General features: G+C 71.0%; 18 protein-coding genes and 1 tRNA gene. 9 read left to right on the forward strand and 10 right to left on the reverse strand.

The window, feature by feature from the left end:
- From VGJ14_09600 to VGJ14_09615, 4 genes are all read right to left on the reverse strand, one after another.
- A partial coding sequence (locus VGJ14_09600) for a reverse transcriptase-like protein (protein ID HEY2832668.1) occupies positions 1–603 on the reverse strand: 603 nt, incomplete at its 3' end.
- 7 nt (positions 604–610) lie between these two features.
- Positions 611–1,327, reverse strand: coding sequence for a C4-type zinc ribbon domain-containing protein (locus VGJ14_09605; protein HEY2832669.1), 717 nt, complete (start codon positions 1,325–1,327; stop codon positions 611–613).
- 39 nt (positions 1,328–1,366) lie between these two features.
- Positions 1,367–2,524 (reverse strand): Nif3-like dinuclear metal center hexameric protein, encoded by a 1,158-nt coding sequence (locus tag VGJ14_09610; protein HEY2832670.1) that lies wholly within the window; start codon positions 2,522–2,524, stop codon positions 1,367–1,369.
- 48 nt (positions 2,525–2,572) lie between these two features.
- Complete coding sequence (locus tag VGJ14_09615) at positions 2,573–2,866, reverse strand: hypothetical protein (protein HEY2832671.1); 294 nt, start codon at positions 2,864–2,866, stop codon at positions 2,573–2,575.
- Positions 2,867–3,109: 243 nt separating this feature from the next.
- Here VGJ14_09615 and VGJ14_09620 point away from each other — a divergent pair, with 243 nt between their 5' ends.
- Positions 3,110–3,385, forward strand: coding sequence for a hypothetical protein (locus VGJ14_09620; GenBank protein ID HEY2832672.1), 276 nt, complete (start codon positions 3,110–3,112; stop codon positions 3,383–3,385).
- Positions 3,386–3,408: 23 nt separating this feature from the next.
- On the opposite strand, the gene VGJ14_09625 is transcribed toward VGJ14_09620, so the two are convergent.
- From VGJ14_09625 to VGJ14_09635, 3 genes are all read right to left on the reverse strand, one after another.
- Positions 3,409–3,480: transfer RNA gene (locus VGJ14_09625), tRNA-Val, on the reverse strand.
- Entirely contained in the window at positions 3,471–3,959 is a 489-nt protein-coding gene (locus VGJ14_09630; GenBank protein HEY2832673.1) for a peroxiredoxin, read from the reverse strand. The genes VGJ14_09625 and VGJ14_09630 overlap by 10 nt, the downstream gene beginning before the upstream one ends.
- A 25-nt stretch (positions 3,960–3,984) precedes the next feature.
- Positions 3,985–4,416, reverse strand: a complete 432-nt coding sequence (locus VGJ14_09635; GenBank protein ID HEY2832674.1) for a DUF3052 domain-containing protein — start codon at positions 4,414–4,416, stop codon at positions 3,985–3,987.
- A gap of 275 nt (positions 4,417–4,691) precedes the next feature.
- Here VGJ14_09635 and aceE point away from each other — a divergent pair, with 275 nt between their 5' ends.
- Together aceE and VGJ14_09645 are read left to right on the forward strand one after the other, a co-directional pair.
- Entirely contained in the window at positions 4,692–7,412 is a 2,721-nt protein-coding gene (gene aceE / locus VGJ14_09640; protein ID HEY2832675.1) for a pyruvate dehydrogenase (acetyl-transferring), homodimeric type, read from the forward strand.
- A gap of 125 nt (positions 7,413–7,537) precedes the next feature.
- Positions 7,538–8,899 (forward strand): DUF1906 domain-containing protein, encoded by a 1,362-nt coding sequence (locus VGJ14_09645; GenBank protein HEY2832676.1) that lies wholly within the window; start codon positions 7,538–7,540, stop codon positions 8,897–8,899.
- 7 nt (positions 8,900–8,906) lie between these two features.
- Here VGJ14_09645 and VGJ14_09650 read toward each other — a convergent pair whose 3' ends face one another.
- On the reverse strand, positions 8,907–9,992 hold the full coding sequence (locus tag VGJ14_09650; GenBank protein ID HEY2832677.1) for a PHP domain-containing protein: 1,086 nt from the start codon (positions 9,990–9,992) through the stop codon (positions 8,907–8,909).
- A 106-nt stretch (positions 9,993–10,098) separates the two neighbouring features.
- On the opposite strand from VGJ14_09650, the gene VGJ14_09655 reads away from it, so the two are divergent.
- From VGJ14_09655 to VGJ14_09680, 6 genes are all read left to right on the forward strand, one after another.
- Positions 10,099–11,295, forward strand: a complete 1,197-nt coding sequence (locus VGJ14_09655) for a helix-turn-helix domain-containing protein (GenBank protein HEY2832678.1) — start codon at positions 10,099–10,101, stop codon at positions 11,293–11,295.
- A 77-nt stretch (positions 11,296–11,372) separates the two neighbouring features.
- Positions 11,373–12,299, forward strand: a complete 927-nt coding sequence (locus VGJ14_09660) for an ACP S-malonyltransferase (protein HEY2832679.1) — start codon at positions 11,373–11,375, stop codon at positions 12,297–12,299.
- On the forward strand, positions 12,296–13,294 hold the full coding sequence (locus VGJ14_09665) for a beta-ketoacyl-ACP synthase III (GenBank protein HEY2832680.1): 999 nt from the start codon (positions 12,296–12,298) through the stop codon (positions 13,292–13,294). The genes VGJ14_09660 and VGJ14_09665 overlap by 4 nt, the downstream gene beginning before the upstream one ends.
- Positions 13,295–13,359: 65 nt before the next feature.
- Positions 13,360–13,608 (forward strand): acyl carrier protein, encoded by a 249-nt coding sequence (locus VGJ14_09670; protein ID HEY2832681.1) that lies wholly within the window; start codon positions 13,360–13,362, stop codon positions 13,606–13,608.
- 92 nt (positions 13,609–13,700) lie between these two features.
- Positions 13,701–14,939 carry a beta-ketoacyl-ACP synthase II gene (gene fabF / locus VGJ14_09675; GenBank protein ID HEY2832682.1) on the forward strand — a complete coding sequence of 413 codons (1,239 nt, stop codon included), beginning with the start codon at positions 13,701–13,703 and terminating at the stop codon, positions 14,937–14,939.
- A 10-nt stretch (positions 14,940–14,949) separates the two neighbouring features.
- On the forward strand, positions 14,950–16,335 hold the full coding sequence (locus tag VGJ14_09680; GenBank protein HEY2832683.1) for a carboxyl transferase domain-containing protein: 1,386 nt from the start codon (positions 14,950–14,952) through the stop codon (positions 16,333–16,335).
- A 235-nt stretch (positions 16,336–16,570) separates the two neighbouring features.
- Here VGJ14_09680 and VGJ14_09685 read toward each other — a convergent pair whose 3' ends face one another.
- Both VGJ14_09685 and VGJ14_09690 read right to left on the reverse strand, forming a co-directional pair.
- Complete coding sequence (locus VGJ14_09685) at positions 16,571–17,062, reverse strand: DUF3145 domain-containing protein (protein ID HEY2832684.1); 492 nt, start codon at positions 17,060–17,062, stop codon at positions 16,571–16,573.
- A gap of 166 nt (positions 17,063–17,228) precedes the next feature.
- The gene (locus VGJ14_09690) at positions 17,229–19,856 is read right to left on the reverse strand and encodes an EAL domain-containing protein (GenBank protein HEY2832685.1); all 2,628 of its coding nucleotides are present in this window, start codon (positions 19,854–19,856) and stop codon (positions 17,229–17,231) included.
- Positions 19,857–20,002 lie beyond the last annotated feature (146 nt).

Raw genomic sequence — 20,002 nt, forward strand, 5'->3', positions numbered from 1 at the left:
CACCTCGGTCAACGCCGGGTCGCTGGAACCGCCGCTGAACCGGCGCTGCAGGGTGTGTTCGGTCTGCCCGTGGCGCAGCAACCGGAACGTGGTGATGGTGCCCAGGTCGCGGGCCCAGCCGATGATCTTCGGGGCGGCGTCGGTGCGGACCGTCACCTCGTCACCGGAGGGCGGGACGAGCACCTCGGCGGACTCACCGTCCAGGGCAAGGTTCGCCAGCCGATCGGCGTGCCCGTTCTGCGCACGCGGGATCCAGGTCCAGCTGACCCGGTCGGAGGTCGGGATCAGCGCACGCGCACGCGTGGCCAGCGGCTTGAGGTTGGCGTGCTTGACCGCCCAGCGCCCGGCCATCTGTTCGATGACCAGTTTGGAGTCCATCCGCACCTCGACCCGGGCCGCCGGGTCCAGTTCGAACGCGGCCTCCAGTGCCGCGATCAGGCCGGAGTACTCCGCGACGTTGTTGGTCGTCTCGCCCAGCGTCGCGGCGCGTTCCACCAACACCTCACCGGTGTCCGCGTCGCGCACCACGGCGCCGTAGGACGCCGGGCCCGGATTGCCGCGGGCGGCCCCATCGGCCTCCACGACCAACCGTCGACCGGTCATCAATCGATCACAGACCCGAATCGGCCACGCGGACCAGGATTCGTCGACACTCCTCGCAGCGGATGACCAGATCTTCCGGGGCGGCCTTGATCACGCTGAGGTCGGTGGTGGACAACTGCATGCGACAGCCCTCGCAGCTGCCCCGGCGCAGCGCGGCCGCGCCCACCCCGCCGGTGGTTGCGGCGCGGATCTTGTCGTACAACGCCACGAACTCACCGGACAGGCCCCCGGCCAGCGTGGCACGCTCCCCACCCAACGTGGCGGACTCGGACTCGATCTCGGCCAACGCCGCATCGCGGGCGGCCCGGACGGTCACCAGGTCCGCGGCGATGGTGTCGCGCTCGGCGGCGAGCTCCGCCGCCCGGGTCTGGGCGGCCTCCCGGCGTTCCATGATCTCCAGCACGGTGTCCTCGAGTTCGGCCTGTCGCCGGGCGAGGCTGACGATCTCGTGGGACAGGCTCTCCAGCTCCTTGGCCGAACTCACCTGACCGGCATCCAGCCGCTGCTGGTCGCGCACCGCCCGGCTGCGCACCGCCTCAACGTCGGCTTCGGCCTTGAGCTGTTCCCGGCCGACGTCGGAATCCTCGGTCTGGGCGGCCACCAGCAGGTCCGCCACCTGGGCCTGACGCCGCGTCAGCACCGCCAACGTCGCGGTCTCCGGCAGCGTGTCCCGACGATGGGCCAGCCGGTCCAGCCGGAAGTCGAGATCCGCCAGGTCGAGCAACCGCCATTGGTCGGAGAGCGCGACGTTCAGGGCTCCTCCTCACGCACCGTGCGAGGTCCACGGGTCGGTCGACAATGTGGAGATGTGGGTCTCCACCGTAGTCGCGCCGGCCGGGTCGCGTTGCGCCAACCCGGCGCACAGCGCCCGCGCCGCGTCGTTCAGCCACGGCCATTCCCCGGCCCAGTGCGCGACGTCCACCAGCGCCGGGCCGCCGGCCTCCAGGGCCTCCGAGGCCGGGTGATGACGCAGGTCGGAGGTCAGATAGACGTCCACCCCGGCCGCGGCCACCGCCCCGAACAGGGAATCCCCGGCCCCACCGCAGACCGCTACCCGGCGCACCGGTCGGTCCGGGTCGCCCGCCACCCGTACCCCGGTGGCGGTGCGCGGCAGCCCGCGCACCGCGCGCTCGATGAATGCCGACAGCGGCTCGGCAGCGGGCAACTCGCAGATCCGTCCGATCCCGCAGGCCGACGGCTCCGGGGCAAGCTCGGTGACATCGAAGGCCGGCTCCTCGTAGGGGTGCGCGGCGCGCAGCGCCGCCACCACGGCCGCCCGACTCCCCCGCGGTGCCACCATCTCCAGGCGGGTCTCGTCGACCGTCTCGACGGCCCCGACCTGCCCGATCGTGGGAGAGGCGCCGGCCAGCGGACGGAACGTGCCGGTGCCCTCGACGGTGAACGCGCAGCGGTCGTAGTCCCCGATCGCGCCGGCGCCGGCCGCGGCCAGGGCATCCAGCACCGACTGCGCCTGCGGGTGCGGCACGAACGTGACGATCTTGTCCAGCGCGGCACCCGGCTCCGGTTCGATCGGTTTCCCGGCCGGCAGACCGAGCGCCGCGGCCAGCGCGTCGGAAACGCCGGGCCGGGCCACGTCGGCGTTGGTGTGCGCGACCAACAGCGCGCACCCGGCGGTCAGCAGGCGGTGCACGACGCGGCCCTTGGCCGTGGTCGCCGGCACCCCGTGCACCGGGCGCAGGAACAACGGGTGATGGGTGACCAGCAGGTCCGCGCCGAAGGCACGCGCCTCCTCGGCCACCGCGGTCACCGGGTCGACGGCGAACAGCACCCGGCGTACGGGTTGGTCGGGATCCCCGCAGACCAGGCCCACCGCGTCCCAGGACGCGGCCGTGCGCGGGTCGTAAAGCTGGTCCAGGACGGCGAGGACATCGCGCAACCGCGGCGGTTCGGCGTCGGACACGCCGGTGAGATTACAGGCTGACGAGCGGGGCCCCGGGCCCCGCGAGGATCACTTGGCGGTGTGCTGCGGCGCGGTGGCGCAGGTCTGCGCGCCGGGCGGGCAGGACGCAGCGGTACCGGTCAGCGCGGAGTCCAGCGGCAGCGTCTGGGCCAGCAGGAAGCCGCAGAGCAGCAGGAGCAGCACCATCCAGTTGACCAACGCGAGCATCACGTTCAGCGGGTCGACACGCATGGCGCGGGCCGGCGCCCCGAGCACGTCCCACTCGGCGGCCACCTGGCGCGGGATCCACAGCCGCGCCGGGGCGTCGGAGCGCGCCGCCCGGTGCAGACCGAGAACGGCCATTCGCGTGCCCCACCTTCCCCCGAATGTGTCCCTGATCCGACGCACGGATCGGGGCCGACGGTTCCGGGATACGCGCATCGAATTCCCGACGCGCCCGCAATCGGACGAAGGCCACCCGAACGTCCCAACCCGTCTCAGCCGTTCGGCTGATGCAACTCGGACCGAACGACCGAATCCGCGCCGGCGCGTGCTGCGTCGAATCGGACATCGCTTCGACGCAGCTTTTTCAGAGAGGACTGGGCAGTGATCAGCAAGTTCCTGGATCCGCTGGGCGTCATCGCCGGGACGTGGAACTGGACCAGCGGTCATGGCGGCGGTGGCCTCGCGGCCCTGGTGCTGACTGCGTTCGTGCTGCTGCTGCACCTGCTCGTGCTCGGCGTCGTGTTCGCGCTGGTGTTCAACACCCGCGCCTCGATCGAGACCATCCGCGGCTTCCGTCAGGGCGCGCAGTCGTCCATCCCCGGCCAGCGCAGCACCACCGCCGAGGCGGGCTCGCACGAGTGGTGGACCGAGCTCTAACCGTGCAGCGGGGTGCTTGAGAGTGGGCACAACAGGGATCGAACCTGTGACCACCGCGTTGTAAGCGCGGCGCTCTACCGCTGAGCTATGCGCCCTCTGCGCCCGTCACAGTAGCGATTGCCTCGAGGTAAGCGGCGTGGTCGCGCGGGTGGGACAGGTCGCTGAGCACTTTCCAGCGCACGACGCCATCGCGGTCGATGAGGAACGAGGCCCTGGTGGCGACCCCGGCCTCGGGGTCGAAAATCCCGTAGGCCTGCGCGGTACCGCCGTGCGGCCAGAAGTCCGACAGCAACGGGAACTTCAGGCCCTCGGCGTCGGAGAACACGCGCAGCGTGTACGGCGAATCCACGGACACCGCGAGCACCTGCACCTGATCGTTCTGCAGCACGTCCAGGTCCGCCTGGATCAGGTTGAGCTCACCGGCGCACACGCCGGTGAAGGCCAGCGGGTAGAAGACCAGCAGCACCGCCCGGCCGTGGAAGTCCGACAACGAGACCACCACGTTGTGCTGATCGCGCAGCCCGAAATCCGGTGCCGACGCCCCCACCTCGACCGCATCCGCCCCGTGGTTCATGGCGGACAGATTAGCCGGCGTGCCGTCAGCGGGTCTTGCGGGCCGCCTTCGGGGCCACCAGACGGGTACCCGACCAGTCCCGGGCGGCCGAGATGCTGCTGGTCTGGGACAGCCCGGCGGTGGGCGCCGCCTCGCCGATGTCACTGGGCTCGACGTGTCCGTCGCGGCCGGCCTTGGGGGTCAGCACCCAGATCACGCCGCCGTCGGCCAGCGAGGTCAGGGCGTCCACCAGGGTGTCCACCAGGTCCCCGTCGCCGTCCCGCCACCACAGCAGGACCGCGTCGGCGACGTCGTCGTAGTCCTCATCGACCAGTTCGCCGCCGATGGCGTCCTCGATCGCGGCGCGCAGGTCGTCGTCGACGTCGTCGTCGTAACCCAGCTCCTGGACAACCTGACCGGCGGTGAACCCGAGACGCCCGGGGGCCGCACCCCCCGCGCCCTCGGCGCTCGCGCTCACGGAAGAACCCTCCTGAAAAGAACTCGCAGCCGACGCTGCTGCGCGGTAGTCCACCGCGCCTGACGCCCCGACGCAAGTACCGAGCCTCCGTGGCGCCGGTGCTGGGGATGACCGAGGACACACCCGTCTACCCGGGGGTAGGAGTGCATCGGAGGCCGGCAGGGACAACGATGGGAGGCAAACCAAGCAAGTTCCGCCGCCCCGCTCGACCAGCGGAAGGCACCCGAACAGAACAGGACGCTGCGTTGACGACAGGACGCGAACGTTTCTCGGTCATCTCCGACGGGCTGCCCAGCCAGTTGCCGGACGTCGATCCGGAGGAGACCAGGGAGTGGCTGCAGTCGCTGGATGCCATCGTCGACACCGGCGGCCGGGCCCGAGCCCGTTACCTCATGCTGCGCCTGCTGGAGCGCGCCCGGGAACGCCAGGTGGGCGTGCCGGGTCTGCGTAGCACGGATTACATCAACACCATCGGCACCGAGGCCGAGCCCTGGTTCCCCGGTGACGAGTTCGTCGAGCGGCGCATCCGGGCGTTCATCCGGTGGAACGCCGCGGTGATGGTCTCCCGGGGCAACCGCCCCGGCATCGGTGTCGGTGGGCACATCGCCACCTACGCGTCCTCGGCCAGCCTCTACGAGGTCGGCTTCAACCACTTCTTCCGCGGCAAGACCGGCGGCGAGTCCGGCGACCAGGTGTTCATCCAGGGCCACGCCTCCCCCGGCATCTACGCCCGCGCGTTCCTCGAGGACCGACTCTCCGAGCAGCAGCTCGACGGCTTCCGCCAGGAGCTGACCAACCCCGGCGGCGGGCTGCCCTCCTACCCGCACCCGCGGTTGATGCCGGACTTCTGGGAGTTCCCCACCGTGTCCATGGGCCTGGGCCCGCTGCACGCGATCTACCAGGCCCGGTTCAACCGGTACCTGTTGAACCGTCAGATCAAGGACACCTCGCGCAGTCGGGTATGGGCCTTCCTCGGCGACGGTGAGATGGACGAGCCGGAATCGCTGGGCGCCATCGGCCTGGCCGCCCGCGAGGAGCTGGACAACCTCACCTTCGTCATCAACTGCAACCTGCAGCGCCTGGACGGCCCGGTGCGCGGCAACGGCAAGATCATTCAGGAGCTGGAGAGTTACTTCCGCGGCGCCGGCTGGAACGTCATCAAGGTGATCTGGGGCCGGGACTGGGACCCGCTGTTGCACGCAGACGTGGACGGCGTGTTGGTCAACGCGATGAACACCACCCCGGACGGACAGTTCCAGACATTCACCACCGAGGACGGCAACTACATCCGGGAGACGTTCTTCGGCACCGACCCGCGACTGCGCAAGATGGTTCAACAGCTGACCGACGATCAGCTCACCAAGCTGTCCCGCGGCGGGCACGACTACCGCAAGGTCTACGCGGCGTTCAAGGCCGCCACCGAACATGTCGGACAACCCACGGTGATCCTCGCGCACACCATCAAGGGCTGGACGCTGAAAAGCTTCGAGGCACGCAACGCCACGCACCAGATGAAGAAGTTGACCAAGGCCGACCTCAAGGAGTTCCGCGACCGGCTGCACCTGGAGATCACCGACGCCGCGCTGGAGGCGGACCTGCCGCCGTATTACCACCCGGGGCAGAACTCCGACGAAGTCCAGTACCTGCAGGACCGCCGCCGCGCGCTCGGCGGTTACCTGCCCGCACGGGTCGCCCACCCCAAGCCGATCAAGCTGCCCGGTGACGACATGTACGCCGAGTTGAAGGCCGGTTCCGGCAAGCAGTCGGTGGCCACCACGATGGCCTTCGTCCGGCTGTTCAAGGACCTGATCAAGGACCCGGAGATCGGCCACCGGTTCGTGCCGATCATCCCCGACGAGGCCCGCACCTTCGGCCTGGACGCGATCTTCCCGACCGCGAAGATCTACTCCCCGCACGGCCAGACGTACGAGGCGGTGGACCGCAAGCTGCTGCTGTCCTACAAGGAATCCGAGCAGGGCCAGATCCTGCACGAGGGCATCAGCGAGGCCGGCGCGGTCGGCTCCCTGGTGGCCGCCGGGACGGCGTACGCGACGCACGGCGAGCACATGATCCCGATGTACATCTTCTACTCGATGTTCGGTTTCCAGCGGACCGGCGACGCCCTGTGGGCCTTCGCCGACCAGCTGGGTCGCGGGTTCATGCTCGGCGCCACCGCCGGTCGCACCACGCTCAATGGCGAGGGCCTGCAGCACGAGGACGGCCACTCGCTGCTGCTCGCCTCCACCAACCCGGCCTGCGTGTCCTACGACCCGGCGTGGAGCTTCGAGATCGCGCACATCGTGCAGGACGGCCTGCGCCGGATGTACGGGGCGTCGGAGGAGCACCCGCACGGCGAGAACGTCTTCTACTACCTGACCGTCTACAACGAGCCCTACCCGCAGCCGGCCGAGCCGGCGAACGTCGATGTAAACGGCCTCCTACGCGGGCTGTACCACTACGCGGCCGCCCCGGCGGTGGCCGAGAGCGCCCCGCGGGCGCAGATCCTCGCTTCCGGGCCGGCGATGATCTGGGCCCTGGACGCCCAGCACCTGCTCGCGCAGGAGTGGGGCGTGGCCGCCGACGTGTGGTCGGCGACGTCCTGGACGCAGCTGCGCCGGGACGCCGTGGAGTGCGACGAGCACAACCTGCTGCACCCCGACGAGCCGGTTCGGGTACCGCACGTGACCCGAATGCTGCACGGTGCACCCGGCCCGGTGGTCGCGGTCAGCGACTGGATGAAGGCGGTGCCCGACCAGATCGCCCGGTGGGTGCCGGAGTTCTCCGTGCTGGGCACCGATGGTTTCGGTCGCTCGGACACCCGGGCCGCGCTGCGTCGGCACTTCAAGGTCGATGCCCAGTCGATCGTGGTGCAGACGTTGACCGACCTGTCCCGCCGCGGCGAGGTCAAACCGGAGACCGTCCGCGAGGCGCTGGAGCGCTACCGCCTGGCCGACGTCACCGCCACCACCGCGCAGGAGGCCGGCGGCGCAACCTGACCCACCCCCCATCTGCGCTGGGCGGGCAGGCCAGGACACGCCACGGTTGTCACATCCGTCACATGGGTCACTCTGACGCCTAGTCTGATGCGCGCGACAAGAGCGCGATCGGAAGGCGTCACTTCATGGCGGGCACCACCCGGATTTCCCCGGTCACGGGCGCGGCCAAGCCGCGGTTGGCGCATCGGCGGGACCGGGCGGTGAACACCCTCGCCGCCCTGCTGCTGGTCGGCGGGGCGGCCACCGCGGTGTTCGCGGGCCCGGATGCCCAGGCCGGTCCGGACCGCTCCGATCCCGGCCCCAGCTACCCCGCCGGCGCCTCGGTGACCACCTTCACCGGCAAGGCCTTCGACACCTGCGAGGCGCCCAGCCTGAAGGCGATGGACGCCTGGTTGGACTCCCCGTACCGCGGCGTCGGCATCTACCTGTCCGGGCGCAATCGTGGCTGCGCGGAGCAGATAAACCTCACGCCGTCCTGGGTGCGCTCCACCACCGCGGTCGGCTGGCACCTGATCCCGATCGACATGGGCCTGCAGGCCCCCTGCCGGGACAACCGCAAGAAGAAGCCGATGCGCAGCAAGCACGCCACCGAAGAGGGCACCGCCGCGGCCGCGGGTGCGGTCTCCGCGGCCCGGGCGCTGGGCATCCTGCCCGGCAGCGCCATCTACGCCGACATCGAGGGCTACGACCCCGCCGACTCCGCCTGCGCCCGCACGGTGGCCAGGTACCTGTCCGGGTGGACGCAGGAACTGCACCGCCGCGGTTACCTCGGCGGCATGTACGGCAGCAGCCGCGCCGCATTGGGTGACGCCGCCGCCCGCTATGCCGAGGTCGATCTGACCCGCCCGGACGCGGTGTGGTTGGCCCGCTGGGACCGCGCCCGGTCGTTGCAGAGCTGGCCGGGCATCCCGGACGCCGCCTGGCCGCACCGCCAGCGCATGAAGCAGTACCGCGGCGACCACACCGAGCGGCACGGTGGCGTGACCATGGCCATCGACTCCGACCTGGTGGACGCCCCGGTGGCCACCGTGGCCCGCAGCTTCCCGATCACCGCGGCGGACACCGCGTCGCACCGGGCTCCGGACGTGGCCGCCGCCCGGGTGAACTCGCTGGAGACCGGCACCGCCGCGGAGGTCGTCTGCCAGGTGCGGGCCGCCGGGCGACCGACCTGGGACAAGCTCACCGACGGCACCTACCTCGACGACTCACGGGTGGCGGGCGGCGCGGCCAAGGACCTGCCCGAGTGCACCTACGCCAGCCCGGTGGCCAGCAGCGACGGCGCCATCACCCGCAGCGGTCCCGGCCCCGGCTACGACACCGGCGGCACGTTGCCGCTGGGCGCGCTGGCCCGGGTCACCTGCCGGGACCTGGCGCAATCCTGGGTGCAACTGGACCGCGGCTGGGTCGCCGCCGCGGACCTGGCCGGTGGTGGACCCAATGGATCGGCGACGCCTTACTGCCCGCCGCCCACCGCGACGGCGTCCTGACCCGGCCTCAGCGGTTGCGGCCGGCCCAGGCCAGCAGCTCGTCGACGTCCCAGGTGTTCACGATCTGATCCGGCGTCAGGCCGCACTGCACCGCACGCACACAGCCGTGCGGCTGCCAGTCCAGCTGCCCCGGCGCGTGCGCGTCGGAGTCGATGGCGAACCGGCAGCCGGCCTCGACGGCGATGTGGATCAGCCGCTTGGGCGGGTCCAACCGCTCCGGCCGGGAGTTGAGCTCCACTGCCACGTCGAAGCGGGCACAGGCAGCGAACACCAGCTCCGCGTCGAACTCCGACTCCGGCCGGCCGCGACTACCGCCGCGCTTACCGTCCGACTGCCCCACTGATCCCTCGGCTACCGCCTCGGGATGCCGGCCGACGATGCGCCCGGTGCAGTGGCCGAGCACATCGGTGTGCGGGTTGGCGATCGCCATCACCATGCGACGGGTCATCGACTCGGCGTCCATGCGTAGCTTGGAGTGCACACTGGCCACCACCACGTCCAACCGGGCCAGTAGTTCGGGGTCCTGGTCCAGCGAACCGTCCTCGAGGATGTCCACCTCGATCCCGGTGAGCAGCCGGAACGGCGCCAGCCGCTCGTTGATCTCGGCGACCACGTCCAACTGTCGGCGCAACCGCTCCGCGGTCAGCCCCCTGGCCACCGTCAATCGCGGGGAATGATCGGTGAGCACGAGGTAGGAATGCCCGATCACATCCGCGGCGGTGCCGGCCATCTCCTCGATCGGGCTGCCGCCGTCCGACCAGTCCGAATGCGAGTGCAGGTCTCCGCGCAGCGCGGCCCGGATCGCCTCCCCACCCGGCGCCACCGACGCGGGCGCCCGCGCGGCCAGCTTCGCGAGATAGCCCGGCAGCGTGCCCGCCAAGGATTCGGTGATGGTGCCCGCGGTCGCCTCGCCGATCCCCTTCAACTCCTCCAGCGTGCCCGCTGCGACGCGCGCCTGCAGCTCGCCCTCGGGCAGCGCGGCGATCACCGCAGCGGCATTGCGAAAGGCCCTCACTCGGTAGGTCGGTTCGTGCGCCCGCTCCAGCAGGAACGCGATCTGCCCCAGGTCGGCCAACGGGTCCCGATCGCTCATACCGCTGCCTCGTTCCTCGGCAGCGGCATGAGGCCCGGTCGCACTGTGCTCATTGATCGCTCGCAAGCTCGCTCACCCCAGCAACGTAGCCGGCTACGCTTCGCCCATGCCGGCGCCGCCCCGGGCGAGGAAATCCACCTCCGCCCACGACCACCCGCGCACCGTGCGCCGGGTCACCGCCGCCTCCGGCATGATCTCCACGGCTGCGCTGGACCGGATGCAGGACGAACTGCCCTGGTACCGGGAGATGGCCGCGGAGAGCCGGTCCTGGATCGGGCTGATCGTGCAGGCCGGGGTGAACAACTTCTGCGCCTGGCTGGACGACCCGCACCGCGGCGCGCGGCTGCCGGTGGAGGTGTTCTCCGCGGCCCCGCCGGAGATGACCCGGGCGGTGTCCCTGCTGCAGACCGTGGAGTTGGTCCGGATCACCGTGGACGTGATCGAGGGCCGCATCGAAGAACTGGCCGCGCCCGGCGAGGCGGACTGGCTGCACACCGCGCTGCTTCGCTACTCCCGCGAACTGGCGTTCGCCGCAGCGCAGATCTACGCCGCGGCCGCGGAGACCCGCGGCGCCTGGGACGCCCGCCTGGAGGCGGTGATCGTGGACGCGATTTTGCGCGACGAACCCGACGAGGCACTGCACTCCCGGGCCGCCGCGCTGGGCTGGTCGCAGCCCGGCTCGGTCGCCGTGATCGTGGGCAGCACGCCCGGCCAGGACCCGGCCGTGGTGGCCAAGGCGGTGCACCGCATCGGCCGGCACGCGCAGGTGGACGTGCTCGCCGGCGTGCAGGGCGAACGTCTGGTGGTAATCGTCGGCGGCACCGAGGATGCCGGCCGGGCGGCCACGATTTTCGCCCCGGCCTTCGGACCGGGGCCGGTGGTGGTCGGGTCGGCGGTGCCCGACCTGGCGGCCGCGGCTCGATCTGCGGCCGACGCGCTGTCCGGCCTGCGGGCCGCCGCGGCCTGGCCGGAGGCACCCCGCCCGGTGGCCGCCGAGGACCTGCTGGCCGAGCGCGCCATCGCCGGCGACGAGCGCGCCAAGCGGCAGTTGGTGGACGAGGTGTACCGGCCGCTGACCGAGGCGGGCGCGTCGGTGCTGGAGACCGTAACGGCGTTTTTAGAACTCGCGAGTTCCCTGGAGGCGACCGCCCGGATGTTGTTCGTTCACCCCAACACGGTCCGCTATCGACTACGCCGTGTGACTGACGTCACCGGCCTTGTCCCCACGAATTCCCGCTCGGCGTTCACCCTGCGTATAGCGCTCACGCTGGGCAGACTCGAACCGACCGAGCCCGAATTGTAGGATCTCTACAAGTCGGTCCAGCCAACTTGGTGGCGCCCGGTACGGCAGTACGCGGCAGTAGGCGAGATGGTGGACCTGTGCTTGCGATCGTGGCGCCCGGACAGGGCGCGCAGACCCCCGGATTCCTCGCTCCCTGGCTGGAGCTGCCCGCCGTCGCCACCCGATTGGAGTGGTTGTCCACGGTCAGCGGGCTGGACCTGGTGGCGCTGGGCACCAAGGGCGACGCCGAGGAGATCAAGGACACCGCGGTCGCCCAACCGTTGCTGGTGGCCGCGGGCCTGGCCGCGCTCGGCGAACTGCTCCCGGACGGCGGCACCGCCGGCGTGGGTCTGTTGGCCGGACACAGTGTCGGCGAGCTGACCGTGGCCGCCGCGGCCGGCGTACTGACCGCGGAGCAGGCCATGGTGCTGGTCCGCGAGCGCGGCCGGGCCATGGCCGCCGCCGCCGCGATCACCCCCACCGGCATGACCGCGGTGCTCGGTGGGGACCGCGAGGCGGTGCTGGCCAAGCTCGCCGAACACGGCCTGATCCCGGCCAACGACAACGGCGCGGGCCAACTCGTGGCCGCGGGCACCAAGGATCAGCTCGCCGCGCTGGCCGCCGACGCCCCGGAGAAGGCCCGACTGATCCCGCTGTCAGTGGCCGGCGCCTTCCACACCGCGCACATGTCCTCCGCGGTGCATCACCTGACCGACCTCAGCGGCTCGATCACCCCCGGTGACCCCACCACCAAGCTGCTGTCCAACGCCGACGGAGCGGTGGTCGCCACCGGCGCGGAGTTCCTCACCCACTTGGTGAACCAGGTGTCCAACCCGGTTCGTTGGGATAGGTGCATGACGACGATGATGGACCTCGGCGTCACCGGACTGATCGAACTTCTGCCCGGCGGCACGCTGACCGGTCTGGCCAAGCGCGGCATGCGCGGGGTCACCGGCGTCGCAGTGAAGACGCCGGAGGATCTCGACGCGGCCCGTGAGCTGCTACGGGAGGGAGGACCGTCATGACCGGTCGGATCCGCACCGGCGAGGGCGCCGCCTACAGCCGCTTGCTCGGCGTGGGCGGCTATCGGCCCGCGCAGGTGGTCACCAACGACGACATCTGCCGGCACATCGACTCGACAGACGAGTGGATCCGCTCCCGCTCCGGCATCGCCGTTCGCCGCTTCGCCGCGCCCGAGGAGACCATCCAGGACATGTCGGTGGCCGCGGGCGGCAAGGCCATCGCCGCGGCCGGCATCAGCCCGGAGCAGATCGGCCTGGTGATCGTGGCTTCCTGCACCACCACCGTGCAGATCCCGGCCGCGGCGCCGGAAGTGGCGCACCGGCTGGGATCCACCGCAGCCGCGGCCTTCGACGTGAACATCGCCTGCGCCGGGTTCTGCCACGGGGTCGCCCTGGGTGACTCGCTGATCCGCTCCGGTGCCGCCGAGTACGCGTTGATCATCGGCACCGAGAAGTTCTCCCCGCTGGTCGACCCGACCGACCGCAGCATCGCGTTCATCTTCGGCGACGGCTCCGGCGCGGCGGTGCTCGGTCCCGCGGACACTCCCGGCGTCGGCCCGGTGGTCTGGGGCGCGGACGGTGCCCAGGCCTCGGCCATCATCATGGACGGCGATTGGGTGAAGAAGGCCACCGCGGGAGAGCGTGCCTGGCTGACCATGAACGGACAGCAGGTCTTCCGCTGGGCGGCCTTCGAAATGGCCCCGGTGGCCCGCCGAGCCGTCGAGGCGGCCGGCCTGACCCTCGACGACCTGGACGCCTTCATCCCCCACCAGGCCAACATGCGTATCACCGACGCCATGGCCCGGGCACTTAAGCTGCCCAGCCACGTGAATATCGCCCGCGACATCGCGGAAACCGGTAACACCTCGGCGGCCAGCATCCCGTTGGCCATGGAGACCATGCTGGAACGCGGTGAGGCCCGCAGCGGCGACACCGCACTACTGATCGGCTTCGGGGCCGGCCTGAGCTTCGCCGCGCAGGTGGTCACAATTCCCTAGCACCACGCACACCGTTGTGCCGACTGCACAATCCACCGCACCGACACCATGAGGAGTTCACCGAGATGGCAGCTGTGACCGAGGCCGAAATCGTCGAGGGCCTGGGCGAGATCGTCAACGAGATCGTCGGCATCCCCGCCGAGGACGTCCAGCCGGACAAGGCCTTCATCGCGGACCTGGACATCGACTCGCTGTCCATGGTGGAGGTCATCGTGGCGGCCGAGGAGCGCTTCGGCGTGAAGATCCCGGACGACGAGGTCAAGAACCTGGAGACGGTAGGCGACGCGGTGAAGTTCATCGCCGCGAACGCCTGACGCACCATCACGGGCGGGCCGCGATCCCTCGGCCCGCCCCGGCTGACAGGGCAGGGCAGGCCGCACGTGTCGCCCGGGAGGAGTAGGCAGAGATGAGCAACACCACTGTCGTCGTCACCGGTCTGGGTGCGACCACCCCCGTCGGTGGGGACGTGCCGTCCACCTGGGAAGCGCTGCTCAGCGGCACGTCCGGCATCGCGGGGCTGACCGAGGACTGGGCCGAGCAACTGCCCGTCCGGATTGCCGGCCGGATCGCCGTCGAACCGAGCGAGGTCCTGGACCGGGTGCAGGCCCGCCGGATGGACCGCGGCAGCCAGCTGGCGCTGATCGCCGGGCGTGAGGCATGGGCCGACGCGGGCGGCGAGGCCATCGGGGTGGACAACGAGCGCCTCGGCGTCGTGGTCGCCACCGGCATCGGCGGCATCATCACCCTGCTCAACACCTACGACACCCTCAACAACAAGGGACCACGACTGGTCTCGCCGCTGGCGATCCCCATGCTGATCCCGAACGCCGCTGCGGTCGCGGTCGGCCTCGAGATCGGCGCGAAGGCCGGCGTGCACACCCCGGTCAGCGCCTGCGCGTCCGGCGCCGAGGCGCTCGCCATGGGCCTGGAGATGATCCGCAGCGGCCGCGCGGACGTCGTGGTGGCCGGTGGCACCGAGGCCGCGATTCACCCGCTGCCGATCGCCGCGTTCGCCGCGATGAAGGCCATGTCCATCCGCAACGACGAGCCCGAGCGCGCCTCGCACCCCTACGACAAGGCCCGCGACGGCTTCGTGCTCGGCGAGGGCGCCGGCTGCGTGGTGCTCGAGTCCGAGGAGCACGCCAGAGCCCGCGGCGCCAAGATTTACTGCACGCTGGCCGGCGCCGGCCGGACCGCCGACGCGCACCACGTCGCACAGCCCGACCCCGAGGGCCACGGGGTGGCCCGGGCACTGCGCTTCGCCGTCGAGGACGCGAAGCTCACCGTCGCGGACCTGGCGCACGTCAATGCCCACGCCACCTCGACCCCGCAGGGCGACATCGCCGAGGTGTTCGCGCTGCGCGCCGTCTTCGGCGACGCCGTGGACAACATCGTGGTCACCGGCACCAAGTCGATGACCGGCCACCTGCTCGGCGGCGCGGGCGCCATCGAGTCGGTGTTCACCGCCCTGGCGATCAAGCAACGCAAGGTGCCGCCGACGATCAACGTCGACGACCAGGACGACGAGGCCACCATCGACCTGGTCCGGGTCGAACCGCGCGCCCTGCGCTCGGGCGACATCGCCGCACTGAACAACTCGTTCGGCTTCGGCGGGCACAACGTCTGCCTGGTCTTCACCTCCTGAGCCGCCCACGGTGACCAACGGCCGAGAGCCGGCCGACATCGCGAACGCCCGGCTCGCTCATCTCCTCGACGCCGGCTCCGCCCAGCCCCTGGGCGGGTCCGGCGACGACGGCTTCCGCGCCGTCACCGGCACCGTGCACGGGTGTTCGGTGGCGGCCTTTGCCGCCGATCCCGCGGTGTCCGGCGGTGCCATGGGCGTGGCCGGCTGCGCGGTGATCAGCGCCGCATACGCCCACGCGCTGGCAGAGGGCTGCCCGGTGATCGGGCTGTGGCATTCCGGCGGAGCCCGGCTCAACGAGGGCGTGGCGGGTCTGGAGGCGGTTGGTCGGGTATTCGCGGCGATGACCCGGGCCTCCGGGCGCATCCCGCAGGTGTCCCTGGTGCTCGGCGCGGCGGCCGGGGGCGCCGCCTACGGTCCCGCGCTGACCGACCTGGTGGTGATGGCCCCGGCCGGGCGGGTGTTCGTCACCGGACCGGACGTGGTGGCCACGGTCACCGGCGAGCACGCGGGTGCGGACCTACTCGGCGGACCCGAGCCACATGGCCGCCGCTCCGGCGTGGTGCACTACACCGCGGCCGAGGAGGACGAGGCGTTCACGGTCACCCGCAACCTGGTCGGGCTGCTCGCCGACCAACGCTCGTTCGACACCCCGGTGCACGACGTGGATTTGGCCGCCGGCCTGCCCGAATCCGCGCGCCGGGCCTACGACGTCACGCCGCTGGTCTCTCGCCTGCTGGACGCGGACAGCGCGGTGCTGCTGCACGAGCACTGGGCACCCAACCTGGTCACCGCACTGGGTCGGCTCGGTGGGCGCACCGTCGGCGTGCTGGCGAACAATCCGCTGCGGCTCGGTGGCTGCCTGGACTGGTCCTCGGCGGAGAAAGCGGCGCGCTTCGTGCGCATGTGCGACGCGTTCGGCGTCCCGTTGGCCGTGCTGGTCGACGTGCCCGGCTACCTGCCGGGCGTGGGCCAGGAGTGGGACGGGGTGGTGCGCCGCGGCGCCAAACTGCTGCACGCCTTCGCCGAGGCCACGGTGCCCCGGGTGACCGTGGTGACCCGCAAGGCCTACGGCGGTGCCTACATCGCGATGAACTCCCGTTCGCTGGGCGCCACCCGGGTGTTCGCCTGGCCCGGCGCGGCGCTGGAGGTGATGGGGCCACTGGCCGCGGTGCGCATCCTGCACCGTCGCGCGTTGGCGGCCGCGAGCGAGGCGGAACGTCCCGCGCTGGAGGAACGCCTGGTCGCCGAACACGCCGCTACCGGGGGCCTGAACGCAGCCCTGGCGGCCGGCGCGGTGGACGAGGTCATCGCCCCCGCACGCACCCGTACCGCGGTAGCAGCGGCCCTGGCGAGCGCTCCGGGGGCCCGCGGTGCGCACAACAACATCCCTTTATGACGCCCCGGCAGATCATCACGACGCAGAGCCGGGCGCGCACGCCCGGCTCTGCGTCTCACGTGGTGTGGCCGCGTCAGGAACCAGCCGGGTCAAGGAGTACACACCGGGCGGGCGCCATGCGGCCACGTTCAGGGGAGGACTTCGCGTCCCACCGATTTTCTGCCCTCAGGGGCCGGTTTCATACACCCGCGGACGGCTTTCACAGCGACTCCCCAGACCGGTTCAACCACTCGGCTCAACCGACCTGATGCAGCCAGCGCACCGGGGCGCCGGCGCCGGCGTGCCGGAAGGGTTCGAGCTCGTCGTCCCAGGGTTGGCCGAGCAACAGATCGACTTCGTCGGACAGGTCGCAATCCTCGGTCTCCTCCGACCGGAGCACCGCGGCGCGCAGCCGGTCCTCGTTGATCATGATGTCGCCGTGCACGCCGATCACCGCGTGGTAGACACCCAGGCTGGGCGTGCTGCTGAACCGGGCGCCCTCGTGACCGGCGGACGGTTCCTCGGTGACCTCGAAGCGGACCTGGTGCGCCCGAAGCGCGGAGGCCAGCTCGGCGGCGGTGCCGGCCTCTCCCTGCCAGGACAGCTCGGTGCGCCACTGCGCGGGCGCGATCGGCTGCGGTGTCCAGTCGAACTTGACCTGGACGCCGAGCACTCCCACCACTGCCCACTCGACGTGGGCGCACATGGCGGACTGAGCAGAGTGCACGTAAAGCACCCCACGGGTGATCGTCACCGAGTTCCTCCAGGATGTTGCTACGGCCGAGATACGCCTTCCCCTGCGATCTCGCCATGGCCCCGGAGAGCTGGTGATGCGGCGCAATTGTGCCCAACCCGGACCCACCAGAACAACCTCGACGCGCCGCTTTTTCGCTGAACGGCCCGCGCAGGACGAATCAGGCCGCCGCGTCGCTGCGCCCGCGACGACCGCGCGGCAGCAGCGGACCGGGCACACCGCGCACCGCGAGGTTGATGTTGTAGCGCTCCAGCCAGGCCGGGAACTCCGCGGCCGGCATCGGTCTTCCCAGGTGGTAGCCCTGCGCGGCACCCGCGCCGAGCTCGGCCAGGGCATTCCAGGTGGCCTCGTCCTCCACGCCCTCGGCCACGATCGAGATGCCCATGTTCCGGGCCAGGTCGGCGATCGAGCGCACGATCATCAGCACCTTGGGCTCGGCCACGATCCGCGAGATGAACTCCCGGTCCAACTTGACCTCGTCCACCGGCAGTCGGCGCAGGTAGGCCAACGAGGAGTAGCCGGTTCCGAAATCGTCGATGGACAGCCGCACACCCAGCGCGGACAGCCGTAGCAGCAGGTCAACGGCCTGCGGACTGTCCGCCATCAGGCTGGTTTCGGTGATCTCGATGGTCAGCAGATGCGGGTCGGTGCCGTACCGGGCCAGGGCCGCGGACACGGTCTGCAGGAAGCTGGGGTCCTTCAGGCTGCGCGGCGAGACGTTGACCGCCACGCCGGCGCCGATGCCCGCGGCGTGCCAGCTCGCGCAGGCGGACAGGGCCGCGTCCAGCATGGCCTCGGTCAGCGCGCCGATCATGCCGTTGGCCTCGGCCACCGGCAGGAACTCGGCGGGGCCGCGCACACCGTCCACCGGGTGCCGCCAGCGCGCCAGCACCTCCACACCGGCCACCGAGCCGTCGGCCAGCGACGCCTTGGGCTGCACCCAGGCCTCGATGCCGCCGTCCTTGATCGCCGCGCGCAGGTCGGAGACCAGCGTCAGGCGGCTGGGGTTGGCGGCCTCCTGCAGGCCCTCGTCGTACAGGCGGACGCCGCCGCCGTTGGCCTTGGCGGCGTACATGGCGACGTCGGCGCGTTTCAGCAGCCCGGAGGCGTCCTCGGCGTGCATCGGCGCCATGGCCACCCCGACCGAGGCGCTGACCTCGACACTGACCCCGTCGATGCGCACCGGACGACCCAGCGCGCCGACCAGTTCGCCGGCCAACGCGGTGGCCCGCTCCGGGTCGTCGACGTCGGTGATCAGCACCGCGAACTCGTCACCGCCCAGCCGGGCGACCAGCGCCCGACCGGCGGCGACGCCGACGAAGGAGCGCGCCACGTTGCGCAGCAGCTCGTCGCCGTGCTGGTGGCCCAGGGTGTCGTTGACCTCCTTGAACCCGTTGAGGTCGGAGATCATCACCGCGCAACCGGCCGAGGCGCCGGTGCGGATCGCGGAGATCGCAATGTCCAGCTCCTGCTGCAGCAGGTGCCGGTTGGGCAGGCCGGTGAGCGTGTCGTGGTGCGCCTCGTGGGACAGCCGGGCGATCAGGCTGCCGGATTTCAGGGCCACACCGGCGTGGTTGGCCACCGTGTCCAACAACCGCACATCACCGGCGTCGTAGCCGCGCACCTCACCCAGCCGGTTCGCCACGGACAGCGTGCCAACGATCGCGCCGTCCATGTGCAGCGGCACCAGGATCGCCTCGCGCAGGCCGTTGGCGTCCAGGTAGGCGCGCTGCGCGGGGTCCTTGGTGTGGCGGGCCAGCAGCATGGAATGACGCTCCGCGCGCACCCGCTCCACCACCGGGTCGACGGACATCGGTTCGTCCGGGCCGGCCACCTGCTGCACGCCGTCGGACAACAACGTCATGCGCACCGGCGCCAGGCTGGACGGGAAGGCGAAGGCCAGGAATTCGGCGCGGTCCGCGCGCAGCAACTGCCGGGCCTGTTCCAGCACCGAACGCAGCACCGTGTCCACGTCGTGCGCGCCGGAGACCACCTCGGAGAAGTGATAGAGCTGCTCGAGGCTCTCGTGCCGCTCGCGCAACGAGGCATAGGCGCGATAGCCGAGCAGCAGCAGGGCGCCTGCGGCCTCCACCAGGAACGCCGCACGCACGTCGTAGCTGATCGCGGTGGCCGCGACCAGGCCGATGGTGCCCACTCCCGCGGCCAGCACACCGGCGGCGGCGATCTCACGCAGCAGCAGGTGCAGTTTGACGCTGCTCTCATAACAACCGATGGCCATCGTGGTGGCGATCGCGTCGAAGGTGCCGGCCGCGATCACCGCGGCGAACACCCCGGCCCAGGCCTCGGGGCCGACCTCGATCCGGCTCCACGTCAACGACCACACGGCCAGCGCAAGGCTGCCGCTGGCGGCCACCAACGCGGTGTTGAACACCACCTTGATCGCGGCCTGCCGACGCTGCAGCGTGAAGATCAGGAACGACCCGACGATGCGCCCGATCAACAGGTCCGACGGGGCGGCCATGAACAGGCCGATCACCAACGGGATCTCCGAGAGCGAGACGGTCTGCGCCTCCCGCTGAATCTGCAGGTGCAGCACGACCATCTCGGCCGCGCCGAACATCACCACCATGCTCCACCACGGCAGATGGACCGGGCCGGTCACCGTGGTGTGCAGGGCGTCGGTGCGAGTGAGCAACAGCACAGTGAGGCCGACGAGACTCGCCACCAGGCCCAGCACGCGCAGCGTGCGGCGAATCCCCGGCTTTTGGACGGCTCGCGCCGCAATCCCCCGTCGCCGGCGGACGCTCGACACGCTGGCCAAACCCACTCACCCCACATCAATGGGGTGCCCCCCCGGGTCACCCGTTCGAACTCAGACGCACCGGGGACCCCGGGCGTTCCATGCCCGCTGCGGAGGGTGTGCCCGGGTTCCCGCGTAGATGTGTGAGGTTTGCGCCAGGTTTTGACATGGCG

It is taken from the genome of Sporichthyaceae bacterium (assembly GCA_036493475.1).
GTDB lineage: Bacteria > Actinomycetota > Actinomycetes > Sporichthyales > Sporichthyaceae > DASQPJ01.